General features: G+C 66.7%; 20 protein-coding genes. 14 read left to right on the forward strand and 6 right to left on the reverse strand.

The window, feature by feature from the left end:
- The first annotated feature begins 78 nt into the window (after window positions 1-78).
- Together NA10_RS06480 and NA10_RS06485 are read left to right on the forward strand one after the other, a co-directional pair.
- Window positions 79-429, forward strand: a complete 351-nt coding sequence (locus tag NA10_RS06480; protein ID WP_067564620.1) for a hypothetical protein — start codon at window positions 79-81, stop codon at window positions 427-429.
- A 61-nt stretch (window positions 430-490) separates the two neighbouring features.
- Window positions 491-1,186 carry a GntR family transcriptional regulator gene (locus tag NA10_RS06485; RefSeq protein WP_245677062.1) on the forward strand — a complete coding sequence of 232 codons (696 nt, stop codon included), beginning with the start codon at window positions 491-493 and terminating at the stop codon, window positions 1,184-1,186.
- A 61-nt stretch (window positions 1,187-1,247) separates the two neighbouring features.
- Here NA10_RS06485 and NA10_RS06490 read toward each other — a convergent pair whose 3' ends face one another.
- Window positions 1,248-1,697, reverse strand: coding sequence for a PTS sugar transporter subunit IIA (locus NA10_RS06490; RefSeq protein WP_067564624.1), 450 nt, complete (start codon window positions 1,695-1,697; stop codon window positions 1,248-1,250).
- A gap of 5 nt (window positions 1,698-1,702) precedes the next feature.
- Window positions 1,703-1,933 carry a PTS sugar transporter subunit IIB gene (locus NA10_RS06495; protein ID WP_067564625.1) on the reverse strand — a complete coding sequence of 77 codons (231 nt, stop codon included), beginning with the start codon at window positions 1,931-1,933 and terminating at the stop codon, window positions 1,703-1,705.
- A 111-nt stretch (window positions 1,934-2,044) separates the two neighbouring features.
- On the opposite strand from NA10_RS06495, the gene NA10_RS06500 reads away from it, so the two are divergent.
- The 7 genes from NA10_RS06500 to NA10_RS36465 all read left to right on the forward strand — a co-directional run bounded on the left by NA10_RS06500 (window position 2,045) and on the right by NA10_RS36465 (window position 8,273).
- Window positions 2,045-3,277, forward strand: a complete 1,233-nt coding sequence (locus tag NA10_RS06500; RefSeq protein WP_067564627.1) for a PTS transporter subunit EIIC — start codon at window positions 2,045-2,047, stop codon at window positions 3,275-3,277.
- Window positions 3,277-3,540: an HPr family phosphocarrier protein gene (locus tag NA10_RS06505; RefSeq protein WP_067564628.1), complete on the forward strand. Its 264-nt coding sequence runs from the start codon at window positions 3,277-3,279 to the stop codon at window positions 3,538-3,540. The genes NA10_RS06500 and NA10_RS06505 overlap by 1 nt, the downstream gene beginning before the upstream one ends.
- Window positions 3,530-5,185: a phosphoenolpyruvate--protein phosphotransferase gene (gene ptsP, locus NA10_RS06510; RefSeq protein WP_245677063.1), complete on the forward strand. Its 1,656-nt coding sequence runs from the start codon at window positions 3,530-3,532 to the stop codon at window positions 5,183-5,185. Before NA10_RS06505 ends, ptsP begins: the two co-directional genes overlap by 11 nt.
- 76 nt (window positions 5,186-5,261) lie before the next feature.
- Entirely contained in the window at window positions 5,262-6,428 is a 1,167-nt protein-coding gene (locus NA10_RS06515; protein WP_067564893.1) for an N-acetylglucosamine-6-phosphate deacetylase, read from the forward strand.
- Entirely contained in the window at window positions 6,416-7,198 is a 783-nt protein-coding gene (nagB, locus tag NA10_RS06520; RefSeq protein ID WP_067564631.1) for a glucosamine-6-phosphate deaminase, read from the forward strand. Before NA10_RS06515 ends, nagB begins: the two co-directional genes overlap by 13 nt.
- A 152-nt stretch (window positions 7,199-7,350) precedes the next feature.
- Entirely contained in the window at window positions 7,351-7,800 is a 450-nt protein-coding gene (locus NA10_RS06525) for a hypothetical protein (RefSeq protein ID WP_245677064.1), read from the forward strand.
- Between the two features lie 332 nt (window positions 7,801-8,132).
- On the forward strand, window positions 8,133-8,273 hold the full coding sequence (locus NA10_RS36465) for a hypothetical protein (RefSeq protein WP_157556137.1): 141 nt from the start codon (window positions 8,133-8,135) through the stop codon (window positions 8,271-8,273).
- A 27-nt stretch (window positions 8,274-8,300) separates the two neighbouring features.
- On the opposite strand, the gene NA10_RS06530 is transcribed toward NA10_RS36465, so the two are convergent.
- The 4 genes from NA10_RS06530 to mptB form a co-directional block, all read right to left on the reverse strand.
- Window positions 8,301-9,275 (reverse strand): COX15/CtaA family protein, encoded by a 975-nt coding sequence (locus NA10_RS06530; RefSeq protein ID WP_067564635.1) that lies wholly within the window; start codon window positions 9,273-9,275, stop codon window positions 8,301-8,303.
- A 65-nt stretch (window positions 9,276-9,340) separates the two neighbouring features.
- Window positions 9,341-10,123, reverse strand: coding sequence for an ABC transporter permease (locus NA10_RS06535; RefSeq protein WP_067564637.1), 783 nt, complete (start codon window positions 10,121-10,123; stop codon window positions 9,341-9,343).
- Window positions 10,120-11,052, reverse strand: a complete 933-nt coding sequence (locus NA10_RS06540; protein ID WP_067564639.1) for an ABC transporter ATP-binding protein — start codon at window positions 11,050-11,052, stop codon at window positions 10,120-10,122. The genes NA10_RS06535 and NA10_RS06540 overlap by 4 nt, the downstream gene beginning before the upstream one ends.
- Complete coding sequence (gene mptB / locus NA10_RS06545) at window positions 11,049-12,731, reverse strand: polyprenol phosphomannose-dependent alpha 1,6 mannosyltransferase MptB (protein WP_067564641.1); 1,683 nt, start codon at window positions 12,729-12,731, stop codon at window positions 11,049-11,051. The genes NA10_RS06540 and mptB overlap by 4 nt, the downstream gene beginning before the upstream one ends.
- A 395-nt stretch (window positions 12,732-13,126) precedes the next feature.
- Here mptB and NA10_RS06550 point away from each other — a divergent pair, with 395 nt between their 5' ends.
- The 5 genes from NA10_RS06550 to sufC all read left to right on the forward strand — a co-directional run bounded on the left by NA10_RS06550 (window position 13,127) and on the right by sufC (window position 18,597).
- The gene (locus NA10_RS06550) at window positions 13,127-13,720 is read left to right on the forward strand and encodes a TetR/AcrR family transcriptional regulator (RefSeq protein WP_067564643.1); all 594 of its coding nucleotides are present in this window, start codon (window positions 13,127-13,129) and stop codon (window positions 13,718-13,720) included.
- Between the two features lie 609 nt (window positions 13,721-14,329).
- A complete protein-coding gene (locus NA10_RS06560) occupies window positions 14,330-15,130 on the forward strand; it encodes a helix-turn-helix transcriptional regulator (RefSeq protein ID WP_067564896.1) in 801 nt (266 codons plus the stop codon).
- A complete protein-coding gene (gene sufB, locus NA10_RS06565) occupies window positions 15,127-16,587 on the forward strand; it encodes a Fe-S cluster assembly protein SufB (protein WP_067564647.1) in 1,461 nt (486 codons plus the stop codon). Before NA10_RS06560 ends, sufB begins: the two co-directional genes overlap by 4 nt.
- Entirely contained in the window at window positions 16,587-17,789 is a 1,203-nt protein-coding gene (sufD, locus tag NA10_RS06570; RefSeq protein ID WP_067564649.1) for a Fe-S cluster assembly protein SufD, read from the forward strand. The genes sufB and sufD overlap by 1 nt, the downstream gene beginning before the upstream one ends.
- A 37-nt stretch (window positions 17,790-17,826) precedes the next feature.
- On the forward strand, window positions 17,827-18,597 hold the full coding sequence (sufC, locus tag NA10_RS06575) for a Fe-S cluster assembly ATPase SufC (protein WP_067564650.1): 771 nt from the start codon (window positions 17,827-17,829) through the stop codon (window positions 18,595-18,597).
- The last annotated feature ends 7 nt before the right edge of the window (window positions 18,598-18,604 follow it).

The following is an 18,604-nucleotide window of genomic DNA, read 5'->3' on the forward strand; positions in this document are numbered from 1 at the left end:
TCTGTTTCTACACCCGCGCCACTGTGAGCTGTACGGCGGCTCATCGACTCCGATCTACCGATGGGTAAACTCCAAGCCATGAGCGCTACCGCTGCCCAGGCACCCGCAAAGCTGTCGCCGTCCGTCGTCGATTCCGTCAAGGGATTCCTCGCCGAACACGGTGGTTCGGCCACCGCGGTGTTGCAGCCCATCGGTCGTATCGGCGTCCGCGTCACCCTGGTCGGCGCCGACGGTATCCTCGGTGATCGGGTCGTCGGCGACCTGGAGACCGCCAAGGCGCTCGTGGCCGCCGTCGACGGTCTCACCGAGGCCGATGAGTGGAACCGCGAGCTCGTCTCCGTCGTCACCCCGGCCAAGGGCCACTGGGCCAAGATGGCCGGCTGGGTGGCCAAGCAGAAGCGATTCCCCAAGGCGCGCAACGAGAAGTAGGTCGAATGAGCCCGCAATCCGCGGGGGGCGTACGGACCCAGAGGACAACGTGTCGGGTCGAGTGACGAAACAGGCGCAGCTGCGTTCCGCGCTGACCACCCTGTGCGCACAGCTGCGCCCCGGTGAGATGCTGCCCAGTGAACGCCAGCTCTGCGATGACTATCGCGTCAGTCGTATGACGGTGCGAGAAGTGCTGGGGCAGTTGGAAACCGAGGGCGTCATCACCCGTATCCCGGGTAAGGGCACCTTCGTCGCCGAGCGGGTGGCGCGCTCCCGCCTGCATATGGCGTCCTTCAGCGACGACATGCGCCGCCTGGGCCGCACGCCCAGCACGGTGGTGCTGCACACCGATTTCGCTGTGCCGCCGCCCGCTTCGATCAATGCCCTCGGAACCGGCGCCGGGGACAAGGCTTTTCACCTGGTGCGGCTCCGATTGGCGGACGGTCTGCCGATTTCCATCGATGACGGCTGGTATCGCGCGGATCTGCTGCCCGGCCTGCTGGATCACGATCTGACGCAATCGCTCTACTCACTGCTGGAGAAGCAGTACGACTGCCCGATCGATCGCGCCGATCAGACGGTGCGCGCGGTGGCGGCCGATGAGCGCGGGGCGGGCTGGCTCGGCACCGATGTGGGCTCCCCGCTGCTGGCCTTCGATCGCATGTCCTACTCGCGTGACCGCTGTATCGAGCACGCCCAATCCTGGTATCGCGCGGACCGATACCAGGTCTACATGACGGTCTCCGCGGCCGACTGACGCCGATACGACCGAGCCCCAGTCTGATTCAGGCCGGAGCTCGGTTCGTTTGCGGGGCCGCTCAGATGGAGAAGAGCACCGCACCGGTGGTGATCGCACCGGCGGCGGCGTGCTGTGCCGATCCCGGAGGGGTGTCCATGACGACCACCGGCACCGCGGCGCTGAGCCCGAGGCGGCGAATGGCGTTCGGGGAGAAGGTAACCAGAGGTTCGCCAACCTCGATGCGCGCGCCCTCGGCGGCTTTCACCTCGAAGAGATCGGGCTTGCCGACGGTATCGATGCCCACGTGCAGTAGCACCCCGACACCGTCCTCGGAGACGATGACCGCGGCATGCGGATGCAGCTTGACGATCGACCCGGAGATCGGCGCGACCACGGTGATCGACTCATCGGTATCGGGTGGTTCGATGGCGACGCCGGAGCCGACCATCTCGGCCGCGAAGACCGGATCGGGCACCTCGGACAGCGGGATGGCGGTGCCCGGCAGGGGCGCGAGAATCTGTGTGCTCATGGTGTTCAGAGCAGATCGTTGATGTCTTCGGCCAGGGCGTCGGCGGTGGGGCCGACCACGACCTGAACCGCGTCACCCACCTTGACCACGCCGTGAGCGCCCGCGGCCTTGAGATCCTTCTCGTTCACCAGGGCAGGGTCCTTGACTTCGACGCGCAGGCGCGTGATGCAGCCCTCGACCTCGATGATATTGCCGGTACCGCCGAGACCGGCGACGATTTGATCGACTTTCGACATCTTTCCTCCGTGCGTGTCGAGTGGACAAAGCTGGTTATAACCAGTTTACTGTGGTTATAACCAGTCACCCTATCTCCTGGTGACCCTATTCACAGACCGAGGACCACCGCTATGGCCGATACCGCCCAGGGCGCACGCAAGAAAATCGACCTGTCCGGACTGCAGAAGCTCGGCCGCAGCTTGATGCTGCCGATTGCCACGCTACCCGCTGCCGGCCTGTTGCTACGACTAGGACAGGACGACATGCTCGGCCGTTGGTCGGCCATGAAAACCGTCGCCAATGTGCTCGCCGGAGCCGGCGGTGCGCTCATCGACAACCTGCCGCTGCTGTTCGCGGTCGGTATCGCCATCGGCTGGGCCAAGAAGGCCGACGGCTCCACCGCACTCGCCGCCGTCGTCGGATATCTCGCGCTGGGCGGCGTTTTCAAGGCCATGTCCCCGGTCGTGCTCGACGGCAAGCTGGATGCCAAGGGCTCCCAGCTGATGATCAACTTCGGGGTGCTGGGCGGCATCGTCATCGGTATCACCGCCGCCATGCTGTGGACCAAATTCCATCGCACCCAACTGCCGGACTACCTCGGATTCTTCTCCGGCCGCCGACTGGTGCCCATTCTGACCGCGGTCGCGGCCGTGGTCATCGGCGTGGCCATGGCGTTCATCTACCCGGCGTTCAACTCCGGCCTCACCTGGCTCGGAAACACCGTGGCGGACAACGCCGTTGCCGGTGGCGGCGTCTTCGGCTTCGCCAACCGCATGCTGCTGCCGCTGGGCCTGCACCACATCCTGAACTCGGTGGTGTGGTTCGTCCTGGGTGACTACACCGTCGACGGTCAGACCTACCACGGCGATATCGCCATGTTCCTGCACGGCGACCCGAACGCGGGCACCTTCATGACCGGCTTCTTCCCGATCATGATGTTCGGCCTGCCCGCCGCCGCGCTGGCCATCTGGCGCAATGCCAAGCCGGAGAATCGCAAGATGATCGGCGGCATCATGCTGTCCACCGGTCTGACCGCCTTCGTCACCGGTATTACCGAGCCCCTGGAATTCGCCTTCATCTTCGTGGCGTGGCCGCTGCTGCTCATCCACGCGTTCTTCACCGGAACCTCACTGGCACTGACCAATTGGCTCGGCATCCACGACGGCTTCACCTTCTCCGCGGGCGCCATCGACTATCTGCTGAACTTCGGCAAGGCGACGCATCCGCTACTGCTGATCCCGATCGGCCTGGGCTACGCGGTGCTGTACTACGTCACCTTCAGCTTCATCATCAAGCGCTGGAATCTGCCGACCCCGGGCCGCGAGCCCGATGAAGAAGAGATCGAGAAGGAGAACGTCGCGTAATGATCAATCGCACCGCTGTAGTCGCCTCGAAGACCGGTCTGCATGCCCGTCCGGCTGCGCTCTTCGCACAGGCCGCCGCCAAATCGCCGGTGCCGGTGACCATTTCGGTCGACGGTAAGCCGCCGGTCGCCGCGGGTAGCCTGTTGCAGGTGATGACCCTGGGCGTGAAGCAGGGCGACTCGGTCATCCTCCATACCGAGGAAGGCAACGAGGACACCCTCGACCAGCTGGTCAAGCTGCTGGAGACCGATCTTGACGCATGAGGTACCCGGCGTCGCCGCCGCTCCCGGTGTAGCCGTCGGACCCGTGAAGTGGCTGGCGTCCGCGCCGGTCACCAGCGCGTCCGACGCCCCCGGCGGTGATGTCGACGCCGAAATCTCCCGCGCCGAAGCGGCTTTCGAGACGGTGGCGGCGCGGTACTCCGCGCTGGCCCTCGATGCCAAGGGCCCGGCCGCCGACATCCTGTTCATGACATCGGCGTTGGCGGCCGACCCGGCACTGTTGGATCAGGTGCGCTCGGGTATCCGTGCGGGTGGCCCGACCGCGCATTCGGTCACCGAGGCCGCCGCGCACTTCGCCGATCAGCTGACCGCCCTGGGCGGGATGATGGCCGAACGCGCCTCCGATCTGCGCGATGTGGGCCAGCGCGTGGTCGCCGAACTGCTCGGTCAGGATCCGCCCGGAATCCCGGACAGCACAGTGCCTTTCGTGCTCGCCGCACAGGATCTCTCGCCCGCCGATACCGCGACCCTGGATCCGGCGATCGTGGTCGGATTGCTCACCGTCGCGGGTGGTCCCACCTCGCACACCGCGATTCTGGCCAAGGCCCTGGGCATTCCGGCGATCGTGGCCTGTCCGGGCGCGGCCGAGATCACCGAGAACACCGTGGTCGTGGTCGACGGCACCGTCGGCGTCGTCGAGATCGAGCCCTCGGCGGAGCGTCGCGAGCAAGTGCTTGCCGTGCGCGCACGGCAAGCGGACGCCCCCACCGGTCCGGGTCGCACCGCCGATGGGCACGCGGTACCGCTGCTCGCGAATGTGGGCAGCGTCGCCGACGCAGAGCTGGCCGTCGAACTCGGCGCGGAGGGCGTGGGCTTGTTCCGCACCGAATTCCTGTTCCTCGGCAGGCAATCCGCGCCCACCGTGGCCGAACAGACCGAGCAATACGCCGAGATCTTCCGGGTCATGGGGGAGCGGCCGATCACCGTGCGCACCCTCGATGCGGGCTCGGACAAGCCGCTGCCCTTCCTCAACCTGCCGGATGAGGAGAACCCGGCCTTGGGTGTGCGCGGCTTGCGGTTGAGCAGCGTCGATGAGGGGACGCTGCTCGATCAGCTCACGGCCGTCGAGGCCGCGCGCGCGGCCACCGGAGCCACCGTGAGCGTGATGGCCCCCATGGTCGGCACCGTCGAGGAGGCGAAGTACTTCTCCACCCGCGCTCGCGCGGCCGGGGTGCGGTCACCGGGGGTGATGGTGGAGATTCCCGCCGCCGCGATTCGCTCGGAACACCTTGGCGCGGAGGTGGATTTCTTCTCCATCGGCACCAATGACCTCTCGCAGTACCTGTTCGGCGCGGACCGCATGTCCGCCACCCTGGCGGCGCTGCACAATCCGTGGCAGCCCGCGCTGGCCGCGACCATCGCCATGGTCATCGCCGGGGCGAACAAGCACGGGGTGAAGGTCGGGGTCTGCGGCGAATCCGCCTCCAATCCCGAATTCGCCTGTGTGCTGGTCGGTTTGGGTGTCGAGACGCTCTCCATGGCGCCGCGCTCGCTGGCAGGTGTGCGGGCACAGCTCGCCGAGGTCACCCTGGAGCAGTGCCGGGCGGCCGCCGCGGCGGTGCTCTCCGCACGCACCGCCGAGGATGCGGTCGACGCCGCCAGGACGGCGCTGGGGCGGAAGAGGTGAGCGGGGCAAGACAATTCGCGACGGCCCGCGGCTCGGGGCGGCGAGCGAGGACGTGGTGCACGGGGGCGACGACGCGGTGAGAACCACACTGCGCGGCCGGGTCGTCACCCTCACCGAGGCGGGCGAACTCGCCGACGGTGTGGTGTCGTTCGACGGACCGCTGCTCGATTATGTCGGCCCGGCGACCGGATTCGACGGTGAGCTCCCCGAGACGGTGGAGGAGCCGCCGGTCATCCTGCCCGGACTCATCGATGTGCACTGCCACGGCGGCGGCGGCTTCGGCTTCCCGGAAACCGATTCCGAGGGTGTGGCCGTGGCCGCGGACTTCCACCGCCGGCACGGCACCACCACGCTGGTCGCCTCACTGGTCTCGGCCACCGAGGCCGAACTGCGCGAACGAATCGACTTGCTGGGCAAGGCCATCGACGCCGGGCTGCTCGCGGGCATCCATCTCGAGGGCCCGTTCATCAGCGAGCACCGCAGGGGCGCACACAATCCCGACCGCATCATCGCGGGCGACCCGGCTATGCTGGAGCGGCTCCTCGACTACGCCGGTGGGCGGATCCTCTCGGTGACCATCGCACCCGAGACCGCGAATTTCGACGCGCTCGCCGATGTGCTCGCCGAGGCGAATGTGGTGCTCTCGCTGGGGCATACGGTCGCCGACTACCACCGCTCGGTGCACGCCATGCGTCGCGGCCGGCGGGTCTCCATCACCCACCTGTTCAATGCCATGCCCGAACTCGCGCATCGCGACGCCAACTTCCTCACCGCCGCCATGGCCGCGGCCGGACGCGGCGATGTGGTGGCCGAGGTCATCGGCGACGGTGTCCATCTGGCGGACGGCACCGTGCGCATGGTCTTCGACACCATCGGCCCGCACAATCTCGCCCTCATCACCGATGCCATGGCCGCCGCCGGGGAACCCGACGGCCGCTATCACCTGGGCAGTCTGGATGTCGTGGTGAAAGACGGCGTCTCGAGGCTCTACGACCCGAACGGCGAGGGAGCCATCGCGGGTGGCACCGCCTGCGCCGCGGATGTACTGCGCCGCACCGTCTTCCATGCGGGCGTGGACCTCACCGCCGCCGCCACCGCGGCCTGCGCCACCCCCGCGCGGCTGCTCGGCCGCGCGCACGAGATCGGCGCGTTGCGCCCCGGAATGCGCGCGGATCTGCTCGTCACCGACCATCATCTCGAGCCTACGATCGTGTACAAGGACGGAGCCCAATGGAACTCGTGATCACCGATAACGCGGCCGAAGCCGGAGTACTGGCGGGCCGCATCATGGCCGACCATGTGCGCCGCGGCGCCCGCGCCATCGGCCTGGCCACCGGTTCCTCCCCGCTCGGCGCGTACCGGGAACTCATCCGCCAGTACCAGGCCGGTGAGGTGAGTTTCGCGGGCGTGCAAGCCTTTTTGCTCGATGAGTACATCGGCCTGCCGCCCGGCCATCCGCAGTCCTACGCCCAGTTCATCCGCGACGAATTCACCTCGCACGTCGACTTCGCGGACGGCAATGTGCACAGTCCGGACGGTCAGGCCGCCGATATCCCCGCCGCCGCGGCCGACTACGAGCGCTCCATCGCCGCGACCGGCCGAATCTCGGTGCAGATCCTGGGCATTGGCGCGAACGGCCATATCGGTTTCAACGAACCCGGGTCCTCACTGCGCTCACGCACCCGCGTCAAGACCCTGACCCCGAAGACCCGCGAGGACAATGCGCGGTTCTTCGAGGACGACCTCACCCGGGTCCCGACCCACGTGCTCACCCAGGGCCTCGGAACCATCAGCGACGCGGACCATCTGCTCATGATCGCCACCGGCGCGGGTAAGGCCGATGCGGTCGCCGCCGCCGTGGAGGGTCCGGTCTCGGCGTTCTGCCCGGCTTCCATTCTGCAGATGCACCCGCACGTCACCGTGATCGTCGATCCGGCCGCCGCCGCGAATCTGAAGGCCGTCGACTACTACCGCTTCGCGGTGGAGAACAAACCCGCCTGGCAGAGCTTCTGACCTTCGCGTATGTCCCGCGGAGGGATTGCCCGTCCCGCATGTGGCCGGAAAGATCTTGCCGGTCATAGTGATTGCCGTATGGGTCTCGTACTCGCCGAGTTTATACTACGATGAGTAGTACTCAAGGCTGTACTCACCCGTAAGGGGTCGCCATGATCGGATCTCCCGCTCCGGCGCGCGTCCAGGACTCCGCTGGTCGACAACTTCGTATGGTCACCGCGATATTCGCGGTCGCATTGCTCGTCCACGGTTCGGATCATCTGCGACGCGGTATGGATACCGTCTCGTCCACCGTGATGGTGCTGGGCACCGTGCAGTTGATCCTGGCCGCGGTCACCATCGTGCTGATCTACCGCAACCACCGCTGGGCGATCCCGGCGGCGATCGGCATCGGCTTCGTCAGCGCCGCCGGATTCATTCTCGTCCACCTGTTCCCGGACTGGTTCGGCCCTTTCAGTGACAGCTTCATCAACGCTCCCGCATCGGCCAGGGTGAACGGATTCTCCTGGTTCGCCGCCATTTTCGAGATCGCCGCCGATGTGCTGCTCGGTATCGTCGCGCTGCGGGTGTTGCGACTCGCCGGGCGAGTCCAGTACGCGTAGAGGCTCGGCCGGTCGGCGGGCGATCCGGCGGATACCTGCTGATCAATGAGGCGCATGGCCGAGCGCAAGGCAAGTCGTACGGCGGTACCGGTATGTCACGGGCGAGCCGTCGCCGATGGGCGGATGGCCGTCGGGCGGTTCAGCGATTCGGTCGCGGTCGAAGTACCGAGCGATGCCGAGCGGCTGCCGGTGGAACAGGTGCGCTCCGGCGTCACCCCGCGGGACTTCGGGGATCGCATCGAATACGTTCTGCTCTCCGGGGCGGGGCGCCGGCGGGCCGGTAGAATCCGATCGCCGATGAACCGCTGCGCTCGACGTGGAGGCCCGAGCGCATGCGAGAACTCCTGGGCGCGAACGGATTCGAGGTCGCCACCGATATCGATCAGCTCACCGTCGCGCCGGAATCGGATCCGACTGTGCAGCGCGGGCCGTTCCCGCGCAGCGGGCGAATCGTGGTGGCGGAACGGATCTGACTCCGGTCCCACCGAAGTCCGCTGCCGTCAGGCGGTTTGGGTGGCGGGCGCGGCGACCTCGGCGACGACCGTCTCCCGGGTGCGCATGGCGGCCCAGAGCGCGGCGGTGGCCGCGGTGCAGGCGGCCGCGCCGCCGACGTGAATGGCGACCAGGGCGGCCGGGACATCGGTGAAGTACTGCACCAGGCCCACCAGCGCCTGACCGCACACCAGCGCCAGCAGCACGATCAGGCGGTTGCGAACGGCCCTGTTCATCCCGATCGCCGCCAGACCGCAAGCCAGGCCGATCAGCAGGGCGAGGTAGGCCACCAGCAGTTCGGCGTGAATGTGCACCAGGGTGACGATCTCGACCTGGAGACGTTCGACAGGCTTCTCGATGCTCTTGTCGCCCGCGTGCGGTCCCGCGCCGGTCACCAGGGTGCCCGCGATGAGGGTGCCGGACAGCGCGATCGCGCTCAGTGCGGTCAGCAGGCGCAGCGGTGCGGGTACTCGGACCGTCTCGATGCCGTCATCGGGTTCATTGATCTTGGCGTACAGCAGCACCGACAGCCACACCATCAGCATGGAGGCCAGCAGATGCGGGGCCACGGTCCACCACACCAGGCCGGAGCGCACGGTGATACCGCCGATAATGGCCTGTAACACGGTGCCGCCGGGCATCAGCCACGCGTAGATCCGCACATCGCGCCGCCGTCGCGCTCGCGTCACCGCGATCACCACCGCGGCCGCGCACAGCGTGACCGCGAAAGTCAGCATGCGGTTGCCGAATTCGACCGCCTGGTGGATCGCCGGGACCTCTGACACCGCGGTGGGCACGAAGCTGCCCGGGAAGCACTGCGGCCAGGTGGGGCAGCCGAGTCCGGAGGAGGTGACGCGAACAATGGCTCCGGTCACCGAGATTCCGGCCTGGGACAGGATCACCGCGAAGGCGATGATGCGCTGCGCCCGCGGGGACGGAAGCGGGAACAGATCGGCGAATCGCTGGAAGGCGCGAGATAGCACGGATCGATGGTAGCGGGAGCGTATTCGGGCCTGTCACCGGCCCTACTACGACCTGTCGTGGAGGGTCAGTCGAAGCGGAAGAAGCGGGTGGCGAGCCAGCCGCCGACCGCGCTCCAGGCGGCCAATACGGCCAGGCCGTACCAGTCGATGCTGTTGCGCAGCGCCTGTTCCAGGCACTCCGACAGCGCGCCCGAGGGAATGATCCGGGCGATCAGACCGACCGCGTTCGGCAGATCGTCGGACATGAAGACCAGGCTCGCGGTGCCGAGCATGACGAACCACAGGATATTCGCCAGCGCCAACACGATCTCGGCCTTGAGGGTGCCGCCGAGCAGCAGCCCGAGCGCTCCGAAAGTGACTGTGCCCAGCGCGATCACGATCGCACCGAGCAGCAGCCCGGTGATCGAGGGCCGCCAGCCCAGTGCGACACCGATGCCGCCCAGCAGAATCGATTGCAGCACCACCACGATCAGCACCGCCGAGCATTTGCCCGCCACAATGCCCCAGCGCGGGAGCGGCGTCGCCCCAAGGCGTTTGAGCGCCCCGTAGCGCCGGTCGAAGCCGACCGCGATGGCCTGGCCGGTGAACGCGGTGGACATGACCGCCACCATCATCACGGCCGGGACGACGCGATCCACCCGATGCTCGCCGAGCCCGCTCAGCGGCAGCAGCGTCAAACCGATCAGCAGGGTGATCGGGATGAACATGGTGAGCAGCAGCTGTTCGCCGTTGCGCAGCAGCAGGATCAGCTCCATGCGGGTCTGCGCGGCCAGCATCTTGGCCCGGGTGGTGGGCCGCGGTGCCGGCGTGAACGTTCCGGGCGCGAAGCGGTTGATGGTCTCGGTCACCCTCTGATTTCCCGTCCGGTCAGTTCCAGGAACACATCCTCCAGGCGGCGCTGGTCGATGCGAATATCGGTGGGCAGCACGTCGATTCGCGCGCACCAGGCGGTGACGGTGGCCAGCACCTGCGGGGTGATGTCGCCGTGCAGCTGATAGGAGCCGGGGCTGGCTTCCTTCGGTGTGAAGCCTTCCGGGAGCGCCGCGGCCAGCAGGGCGAGATCGAGATTCGGCGGGGCGGTGAAGGCCAGCCGGCCCTCCGCGCCGTGCGAGGTGACCTCGGTGGGCGTGCCCTGCGCGACGATCCGCCCGTGATCGATGATGACCAGCTGGTCCGCGAGCTGCTCGGCCTCGTCCATCAGATGAGTGGTGAGCAGCACGCTCACGCCGTCGCGGCGCAGCGCGTCGATCAGCTCCCACACCAAATGCCTTGCCTGCGCGTCCAATCCGGCGGTCGGCTCGTCGAGGAAGACGATCTCGGGCCGTCCCACCAGGGCGCAGGCCAGGGCCAGGCGCTGCTGCTGTCCGCCGGAGAGCCGCCGGTACGGGGTGCGCCGGGCGTCCTGCAAGCCGAGCGTGGACAGCAGCCAATTCGGATCGAGCGGATTCGCCGAATACGAGGCGACCAGATCCAGCATCTCCCCGGCCTTGGATCCCGGATACGCGCCGCCGCCCTGCAACATGACGCCGATGCGCGGTCGCAGTCGATCGGAGTCCGCGATGGGGTCCAGCCCCAGCACGCGCACCCTTCCGGCATCGGGGGAGACGAAACCCTCGCACATTTCGGTGGTGGTCGTCTTGCCCGCCCCATTGGGTCCGAGCAGCGCCAGCACCTGCGCGCGTTGCAGTTCGAAGCTGAGGCCGTCGACCGCGGTGGTATCGCCGTAGCGTTTCACGACGCCGTCGACTCTGACGGCGGGTTCGGAGGCTGCGGTCACGATGAGACACCGTAGGCCGTGGGCTGCTGTGACGGAGCCGACACCCCCGGCTGATTGCGCCACGGCAGCACATTCCGGGTGAGGAAGATCAGCAGCAGGCCCACGATCACGGTGGCGATGGCGGATTCGACGATCTGGAAGACATAGAAGTCCGCACCGCGCGGCATGACGATCATGCTGACCACCACCGAGAGCACGACGGCCGGAACCCGGAACGCGGGCCGGTTCGCCCATGCGGCAAGGGGGACGATCGCCCACAGCAGGTACCAGGGCTGCACGACCGGGAACAGCAGCACCAGCGCGCCCAGGCCGACGCCGAGCGCGCCGACCGGATTGAGGCGGCCGGTCCAGGTCGCGACGAGCATGCGAATGATGACGAACCCGGCCACGATCTCGGCCATCGGCCGGATGAGATCGAGCAGCGCGGTGGTGTGGTCGCCGAGCCCCAGCAGCACGCCGCCGAATCCGGTGATGATGCTGACCGCGGTCGGCAGGGACAGGTAACTGCGCACCGAACTGGCCTGATTCAGGGTGTAGACCCAGCCGAATCCGAGGCCGCTGAAACCGCTGACGAATGCCGTGGTGGCGACCGCGATCGCCGCCAATATCGCCCCCGCCAGCAGCACCGACCGTATTCCGTTGCCCCAGCGCCGGGCGAGCGCCATTCCGACGAAGCCGAGCGCGACAATCGAGGTGATCTTTATCGACGACGACAGGGTGATGACCACCGCGCCGAATACCATTGTGGCCCAAGAATTTCGGTCGAATTCCGGTGAATCGTCGACCGCCCGGAGGCAGAACTCCAATCCGGCGAGCATGAGCCCGAGCATGAGCGCGTCATTGTGCACGCCGCCGACCAGGTGGAACAGCACCAGCGGATTGGCCGCGCCCAACCACAGCGCGCTCACCGGCGCGACACCGCAGCGCCGCGCCAATCGGGGCAGCGCCCACACGATCAGCGCCACACCCGCGAGCGCCAGCAACCGGTGCATCCAGACCCCGGCGATGATATTGCTGCCGGTCAATTCCGCGATACCGCGACCCATCCAGAGGAACAGCGGTCCGTAGGGCGCCGGTGTTTCCCGCCAGATATTCGGCACATTGTTGGTCAGCACATTGCTCAGCCCGAGCCCGTCGACCGGCCCGACCGTATAGGGGTCGAGCCCGCGCGCCGCGATCTCACTCTGCGCCAGGTACGAATACACGTCATTGCTGAACATGGGCGGTGCGACGCTGAGCGGAATGATCCACAGCAGCAGCGTCCGATCCATCTGCGATCGCGTCAGCCGATGCCGCGGATTCCCGCCCCACCCGCCGACCGCGAACCGACCCAGCAACAGCCACGCCATCACCACCAGGGTCGCGCCGATCATGCACATGGCCAGCGTCGAGGTGTGCGCCCGCGCGAAGAACCCCAGCACCCGCAGCCCGGAGGTCGGATTCTGATGCACCGGCTGCGCCCCCACCCCCAGCGCGGAAATCGCCATGATCACCACACCGGTCGCCCCGAGCAACCGGATCCGCATCAGCTGCAGCGTTTCTCGCCGGTCGAGGCCCGGCACCTCGGTCTCAGTGGTGTGCAGCACCGCGATCGTGTGGTCCGAAGGCCGGACGTCCAGGCCCAGCACCCGCCGCCCCAGCTCGACTATCCTGCGCCCCGCGCCATCCACAACCGCCACAATCGCCCAGCCTAATGGGGAACAGCGGCCTGCCCTCCCAGCGCATGGCCGCATCCGGCACCGCGTCCGGATCACTCCCTCGAGCGATCTTTGGTGGCGAACCGTCCGCAAGGAGTGGAGTGATCGTCCGTGCCCGTTCCCGCGATGCATCCGCGCCCGGGGAACCTGCGCGTCGTGGTTGAGCAGATCGAACAGGCCACGGGTTTGCGTGGTTGCCTGCCGCTATACGGAGATCGCTGATCCGGCACAGGGACGCCGACCGTCACCGTGGTCGTCCGCGTGGACCGTTCCAGTGGCGGTGCGGCCGGTGCGAAAATGCACGCGGTGCAATCGGATTGGCTGTGAACCGGGTCGTTCATCCTGCCGGTGTCGAACCACGCTCATAGGCTTGATGCATGGTTTCCGAGTCCAAGGGGCGGATCGAGGTGGCTGCGGCGGGGCTTTTGGCACGTCACGGCTATCACGGTTTCGGTCTCAAGAAGCTGAGTGATGCGGCGGGCCTGCCGTACGGGTCGATCTACCACCACTTTCCGGGCGGCAAGGAGGAGATCGCGGTCTCCGCCATCGCAGGTACCGGAGCGCAGGTGGGGAGCATGATCCGGGACGGGTCCGCGGATGTGTTCGCCACGGCCGCAGCGTTGTTCGAGTTCATGGCCGCGAAACTCACTGCCTCTGAATGGACGGACGGGTGTCCGGTGGGGACCCCGGCGCTCGACGGGGGCAGTGACGTGGAGGCGGTGCGCACCGCGTGCGTCATCGCATTCGATGCCATGGCAGGGGGTTTCACGGAACTGCTCATGGAAATGGGTCTGTCGGAACAGGAGTCGTATGAGCTGGCGACCACGGTGATCGCCGCCTACGAGGGTGCGACCCTGCTGGCCCGAGTGCGCCGCTCCGACGAACCGCTGCACACCGTCGCCGCCGCCATGACCCGGCTCATTCGCGCGAGCCTGGCGGAACCGGCTGCCGTCGAGACGAATTCACCCTAGCGGGCGCTCCCGGCCGATTCTCCGTAATCCGCTGATCGGCGCTCACGCCGGTACGCTGATGCCATCGCCCAGTGATTCGGCGCTGAGCAGTGCGAACAGCACGGCCATGATGGCGTAGTGATGGCGGACGGTCCAGTCCTTCCACCGACCCAGGGTGACCACGCCGCGTCGCGCCGCGCCAAATGCGCACCGGCCGGAATCGGGACGCCCAGCGCGGCGATGGCCACGAAGATCAGCAGCACCGCGAAGATCCCGCCGACCGCCAGCACCCATCCCACCGCGAACACGAGCGCATGGGATCTACCTCGTGGCGCCGCGGGCAGGAGTATCACCGGCGATCAGCGCGAGCGGGCTGATCGCGACGCCGACCGCATGGCTCAGAACGGGCCGACCGCATGTCCCATGGTGATCTCCTGTCGCTCGGAATACCGGATCCGACAGTAGCTATGAGTTTGCTTATTGCGTGGAATCTGAACGCACCCACCCTTCCCGCTCCGATGCTGTGCATAGGTTCACACCTCCGCACCCCCAGAAGTCAGGTGACCCTTACTGGAACGTGGGAAGTAATTCCGTCACACTGATGTTGTGAAAACCGTGGGTTTGCGGAATATGACAGCCGAAACCGGGCGCCAGCAGGGCACCCGGGCTGCTGTTGTGTCCGCACCGGCGGGTGAGGGGCACACCCGTGAGGCCGTTATCAAGCTCTTGCTGGAGGAGGGTCCGATTACCGCGACCGCCATCGGCAAGCGGCTGGGCCTGAGCCCCGCGGGTGTGCGTCGGCATCTGGACGCACTCATCGAATCCGGTGAGGCGCGGGCGGCGCGCTCGGCGGCCTGGCAGCAGAAGGGTCGCGGGCGTCCCGCCAAGCAGTACCAGTTGACGGCCACCGGCCGCGGCCGTCTCGGCCATGCCTACGATGACCTCGCAGGTGCCGCCATGCGTCAGCTGCGCGAGATCGGCGGCGACAAGGCCATCGTCGAATTCGCGCGCAAACGGGTCGGCGCCATTGTCGCCGGGATCGGTCAGCTCGAGCGGCATACCCCGGAGTCGACCATCGACAAGGCCGATGAGATCGCGGACGCGTTCTCCGAGGCCGGGTTCGCCGCCTCCACCCGGAAAGTCGGTGCGGGCGTACAGATCTGCCAGCACCACTGCCCGGTATCGCATGTCGCCGAGGAATTCCCGGAGTTGTGCGCCGCCGAGCTGGAGGCTTTCAAGGAGATACTCGGCACGCATGTGCAGCGGTTGGCGACCATCGCCAATGGCGATTGCGCGTGCACCACGCACGTTCCGCTCACGCTCACCGTGCCGCCCAAAACGCATACCGCTGAAACGAATACCGCTGAAACAACCCACGTTGCCCAGCCCGCAACGACTTCTACACACGACTCCGGAAGGAGTGCCGAATGACGACGACAGCCGCGGCGAGCCGCGAATCTGACACCGCCCAGGTTCCGCCTCTTACTCAAGAGGAGACCATCGCCTCCATTGGGACCTACGGGTACGGCTGGGCCGACACGGATGTCGCCGGTGCCAGTGCCAAGCGCGGCCTGTCCGAGGAGGTCGTGCGCGACATCTCGGCGAAGAAGAGTGAGCCCGAATGGATGCTCGACTTCCGGCTGAAGGCGCTGCGCATCTTCGAGAAGAAGCCGATGCCCAGCTGGGGTTCGGATCTCGAGGGCATCGACTTCGACAACATCAAGTACTTCGTGCGGTCCAGCGAGAAGCAGGCCGCCACCTGGGATGACCTGCCCGAGGACATCAAGAACACCTACGACAAGCTGGGCATCCCCGAGGCGGAGAAGCAGCGCCTGGTCTCCGGTGTCGCCGCGCAGTACGAGTCCGAGGTCGTCTACCACTCGATCCGCGAGGATCTCGAGAAGCAGGGCGTCATCTTCCTGGACACCGATACCGCGCTCAAGGAGCATCCGGAGCTGTTCCGGCAGTACTTCGGTTCGGTCATCCCCTCCGGTGACAACAAGTTCTCCGCGCTGAATTCGGCGACCTGGTCCGGTGGTTCGTTCATCTACGTGCCGAAGGGCGTGCACGTCGATATCCCGCTGCAGGCGTACTTCCGCATCAATACCGAGAACATGGGTCAGTTCGAGCGCACGCTGATCATCGTCGACGAGGATGCCTACGTGCATTACGTCGAGGGTTGCACCGCGCCGATCTACTCCTCGGATTCGCTGCACTCCGCGGTCGTGGAGATCATCGTGAAGAAGGGTGGCCGCTGCCGGTACACCACCATTCAGAACTGGTCGAACAACGTCTACAACCTGGTCACCAAGCGGGCCAAGGCCGAGGCGGGCGCGACCATGGAATGGGTCGACGGCAATATCGGCTCCAAGGTCACCATGAAGTACCCGGCCGTGTGGATGACCGGTGAGCACGCCAAGGGCGAGGTGCTCTCCATCGCGTTCGCCGGTGCGGGTCAGCACCAGGACACCGGTGCCAAGATGCTGCACCTGGCGCCGCACACCTCCTCGAACATCATCTCCAAGTCGGTGGCGCGCGGCGGCGGTCGTGCCTCGTACCGCGGCCTGGTGCAGGTGAACAAGGGGGCGTACGGCTCGAAGTCGACCGTGAAGTGCGATGCGCTGCTGGTGGACAACATCTCTCGCTCGGACACCTACCCGTACGTCGATATCCGCGAGGACGACGTGACCATGGGTCATGAGGCGACCGTGTCGAAGGTGTCGGCCGATCAGCTGTTCTACCTGATGAGCCGCGGCCTCACCGAGGACGAGGCCATGGCCATGGTGGTGCGCGGCTTCGTGGAGCCGATCGCCAAGGAACTGCCGATGGAATACGCCCTCGAGCTCAACCGCCTGATCGAACTGCAAATGGAAGGAGCCGTCGGCTGATGACGGTCGAGAATGTAGCCGCCTCGGCGGTGCCGAACGTCATCGCAGCTGCCGAGGCTCGTCCTCCGGCATTGAACAAGGGCGAAGTCTTCGCCTCGTTCGACGTCAACGCGTTCGAGGTGCCCTCGGCGCACGACGAGGCGTGGCGGTTCACCCCGCTGCGCCGCCTGCGCGGACTGCACGACGGCACCGCCGTTCGTGACGGACAGGCTGTCGTGGAGGTGTCCTCCGTCGAGGGCGTCACCGTGGAGACCGTCGATCGCACCGACGCGCGCCTCGGCGACGCCGGTATCCCGACCGATCGTGTTGCCGCACAGGCGTACTCGGGCTTCGAGCAGGCGACCATCGTGTCCGTCGGCGCGGAAACCGAAGTGGCCGACGCGGTGACGATCACCGTGACCGGTCCGGGCGTGGACAAGACCGCCTACGGTCACACCCAGATTCGCCTGGGCAATTTCGCGCACGCCAATGTGGTCATCGACCAGCGTGGCAGCGGAATCTACGCGGAGAACGTGGAATTCGTGCTCGGCGACAGCGCCAAGCTCAATGTCATCGTCATCCAGGACTGGGCCGACGATGTCGTGCACGCGGTGGCCCATCACGCCAAGCTGGGTCGCGACGCGATGCTGCGGCACACCAATGTCACCCTCGGCGGCGATCTGGTGCGCCTGACCGCGACCGTGCGCTACGCCGGTCCTGGCGGCGATGCCGAAATGCTCGGCGTGTACTTCGCCGATGACGGTCAGCACTTCGAGCAGCGGTTGCTCATGGATCATTCCGAGCCGAACTGCAAGTCCAATGTGCTGTACAAGGGTGCGCTGCAGGGCGATCCGACCTCGAAGAAGCCCGATGCGCGCACGGTGTGGGTGGGCGATGTGCTCATTCGCGCGGCGGCCGAGGGCACCGAGACCTACGAGGCCAACCGCAACCTGGTGCTCACCGATGGCGCACGCGCCGATTCGGTGCCGAACCTGGAGATCGAGACCGGCGAGATCGTCGGTGCCGGACATGCCTCGGCCACCGGGCGTTTCGACGATGAGCAGCTGTTCTACCTGCGCTCGCGCGGTATCCCGGAGGAGGTGGCGCGACGACTGGTCGTGCGCGGCTTCTTCTTCGAGATCATCTCCAAGATCACGGTCCCCGAGGTTCGGGAGCGGCTCGAGGCGGCCATCGAGGCCGAACTCGCCGCTGTCGGCGCCTGACACCAACTTCCCCTCCCTGCAAAGGAATTCGAATTCGATGACCACCCTGGAAATCAAGGACCTGCACGCCGAGGTCGCGAACCCGGACGAGTCCGGCGAGCCCATCAAAATCCTCAAGGGCGTCAACCTGACCGTGCGCTCGGGTGAGACGCACGCGATCATGGGCCCCAACGGCTCGGGCAAGTCGACGCTGTCCTACGCGATCGCCGGCCACCCCAAGTACACCGTGACCTCCGGCTCGATCACCCTCGACGGTGAAGACGTGCTGGAGATGACCGTGGACGAGCGTGCCCGTGCGGGCCTGTTCCTGGCCATGCAGTACCCGGTCGAGGTTCCGGGCGTCTCGGTCTCGAACTTCCTGCGCACCGCCGCCACCGCCGTCCGCGGTGAGGCGCCCAAGCTGCGCACCTGGGTCAAGGAACTCAAGGAGTCCATGTCCGAGCTGGAGATCGAGCCCAGCTTCGTCGAGCGCTCGGTGAACGAGGGCTTCTCCGGCGGTGAGAAGAAGCGTCAGGAGATCCTGCAGCTGGGTCTGCTCAAGCCGAAGATCGCCATCCTGGACGAGACCGACTCCGGCCTGGACGTCGACGCGCTGCGCATCGTGTCCGAGGGCGTCAACAAGTACAAGGAGCGGGAGAACGGCGGCATTCTGCTGATCACCCACTACACCCGCATCCTGCGCTACATCGAGCCCGATTTCGTGCACGTGTTCGTGAACGGCCGCATTGTCGCCGAGGGCGGCAAGGAGCTGGCCGAGGAACTCGACTCGAACGGTTACGTGCGCTTCACCTCCGCTGCTGCTGTTTAGGAGCTAC

The organism is Nocardia acidivorans NBRC 108247 (assembly GCF_001625085.1).
GTDB classification, from domain to species: Bacteria; Actinomycetota; Actinomycetes; order Mycobacteriales; family Mycobacteriaceae; genus Nocardia; species Nocardia acidivorans.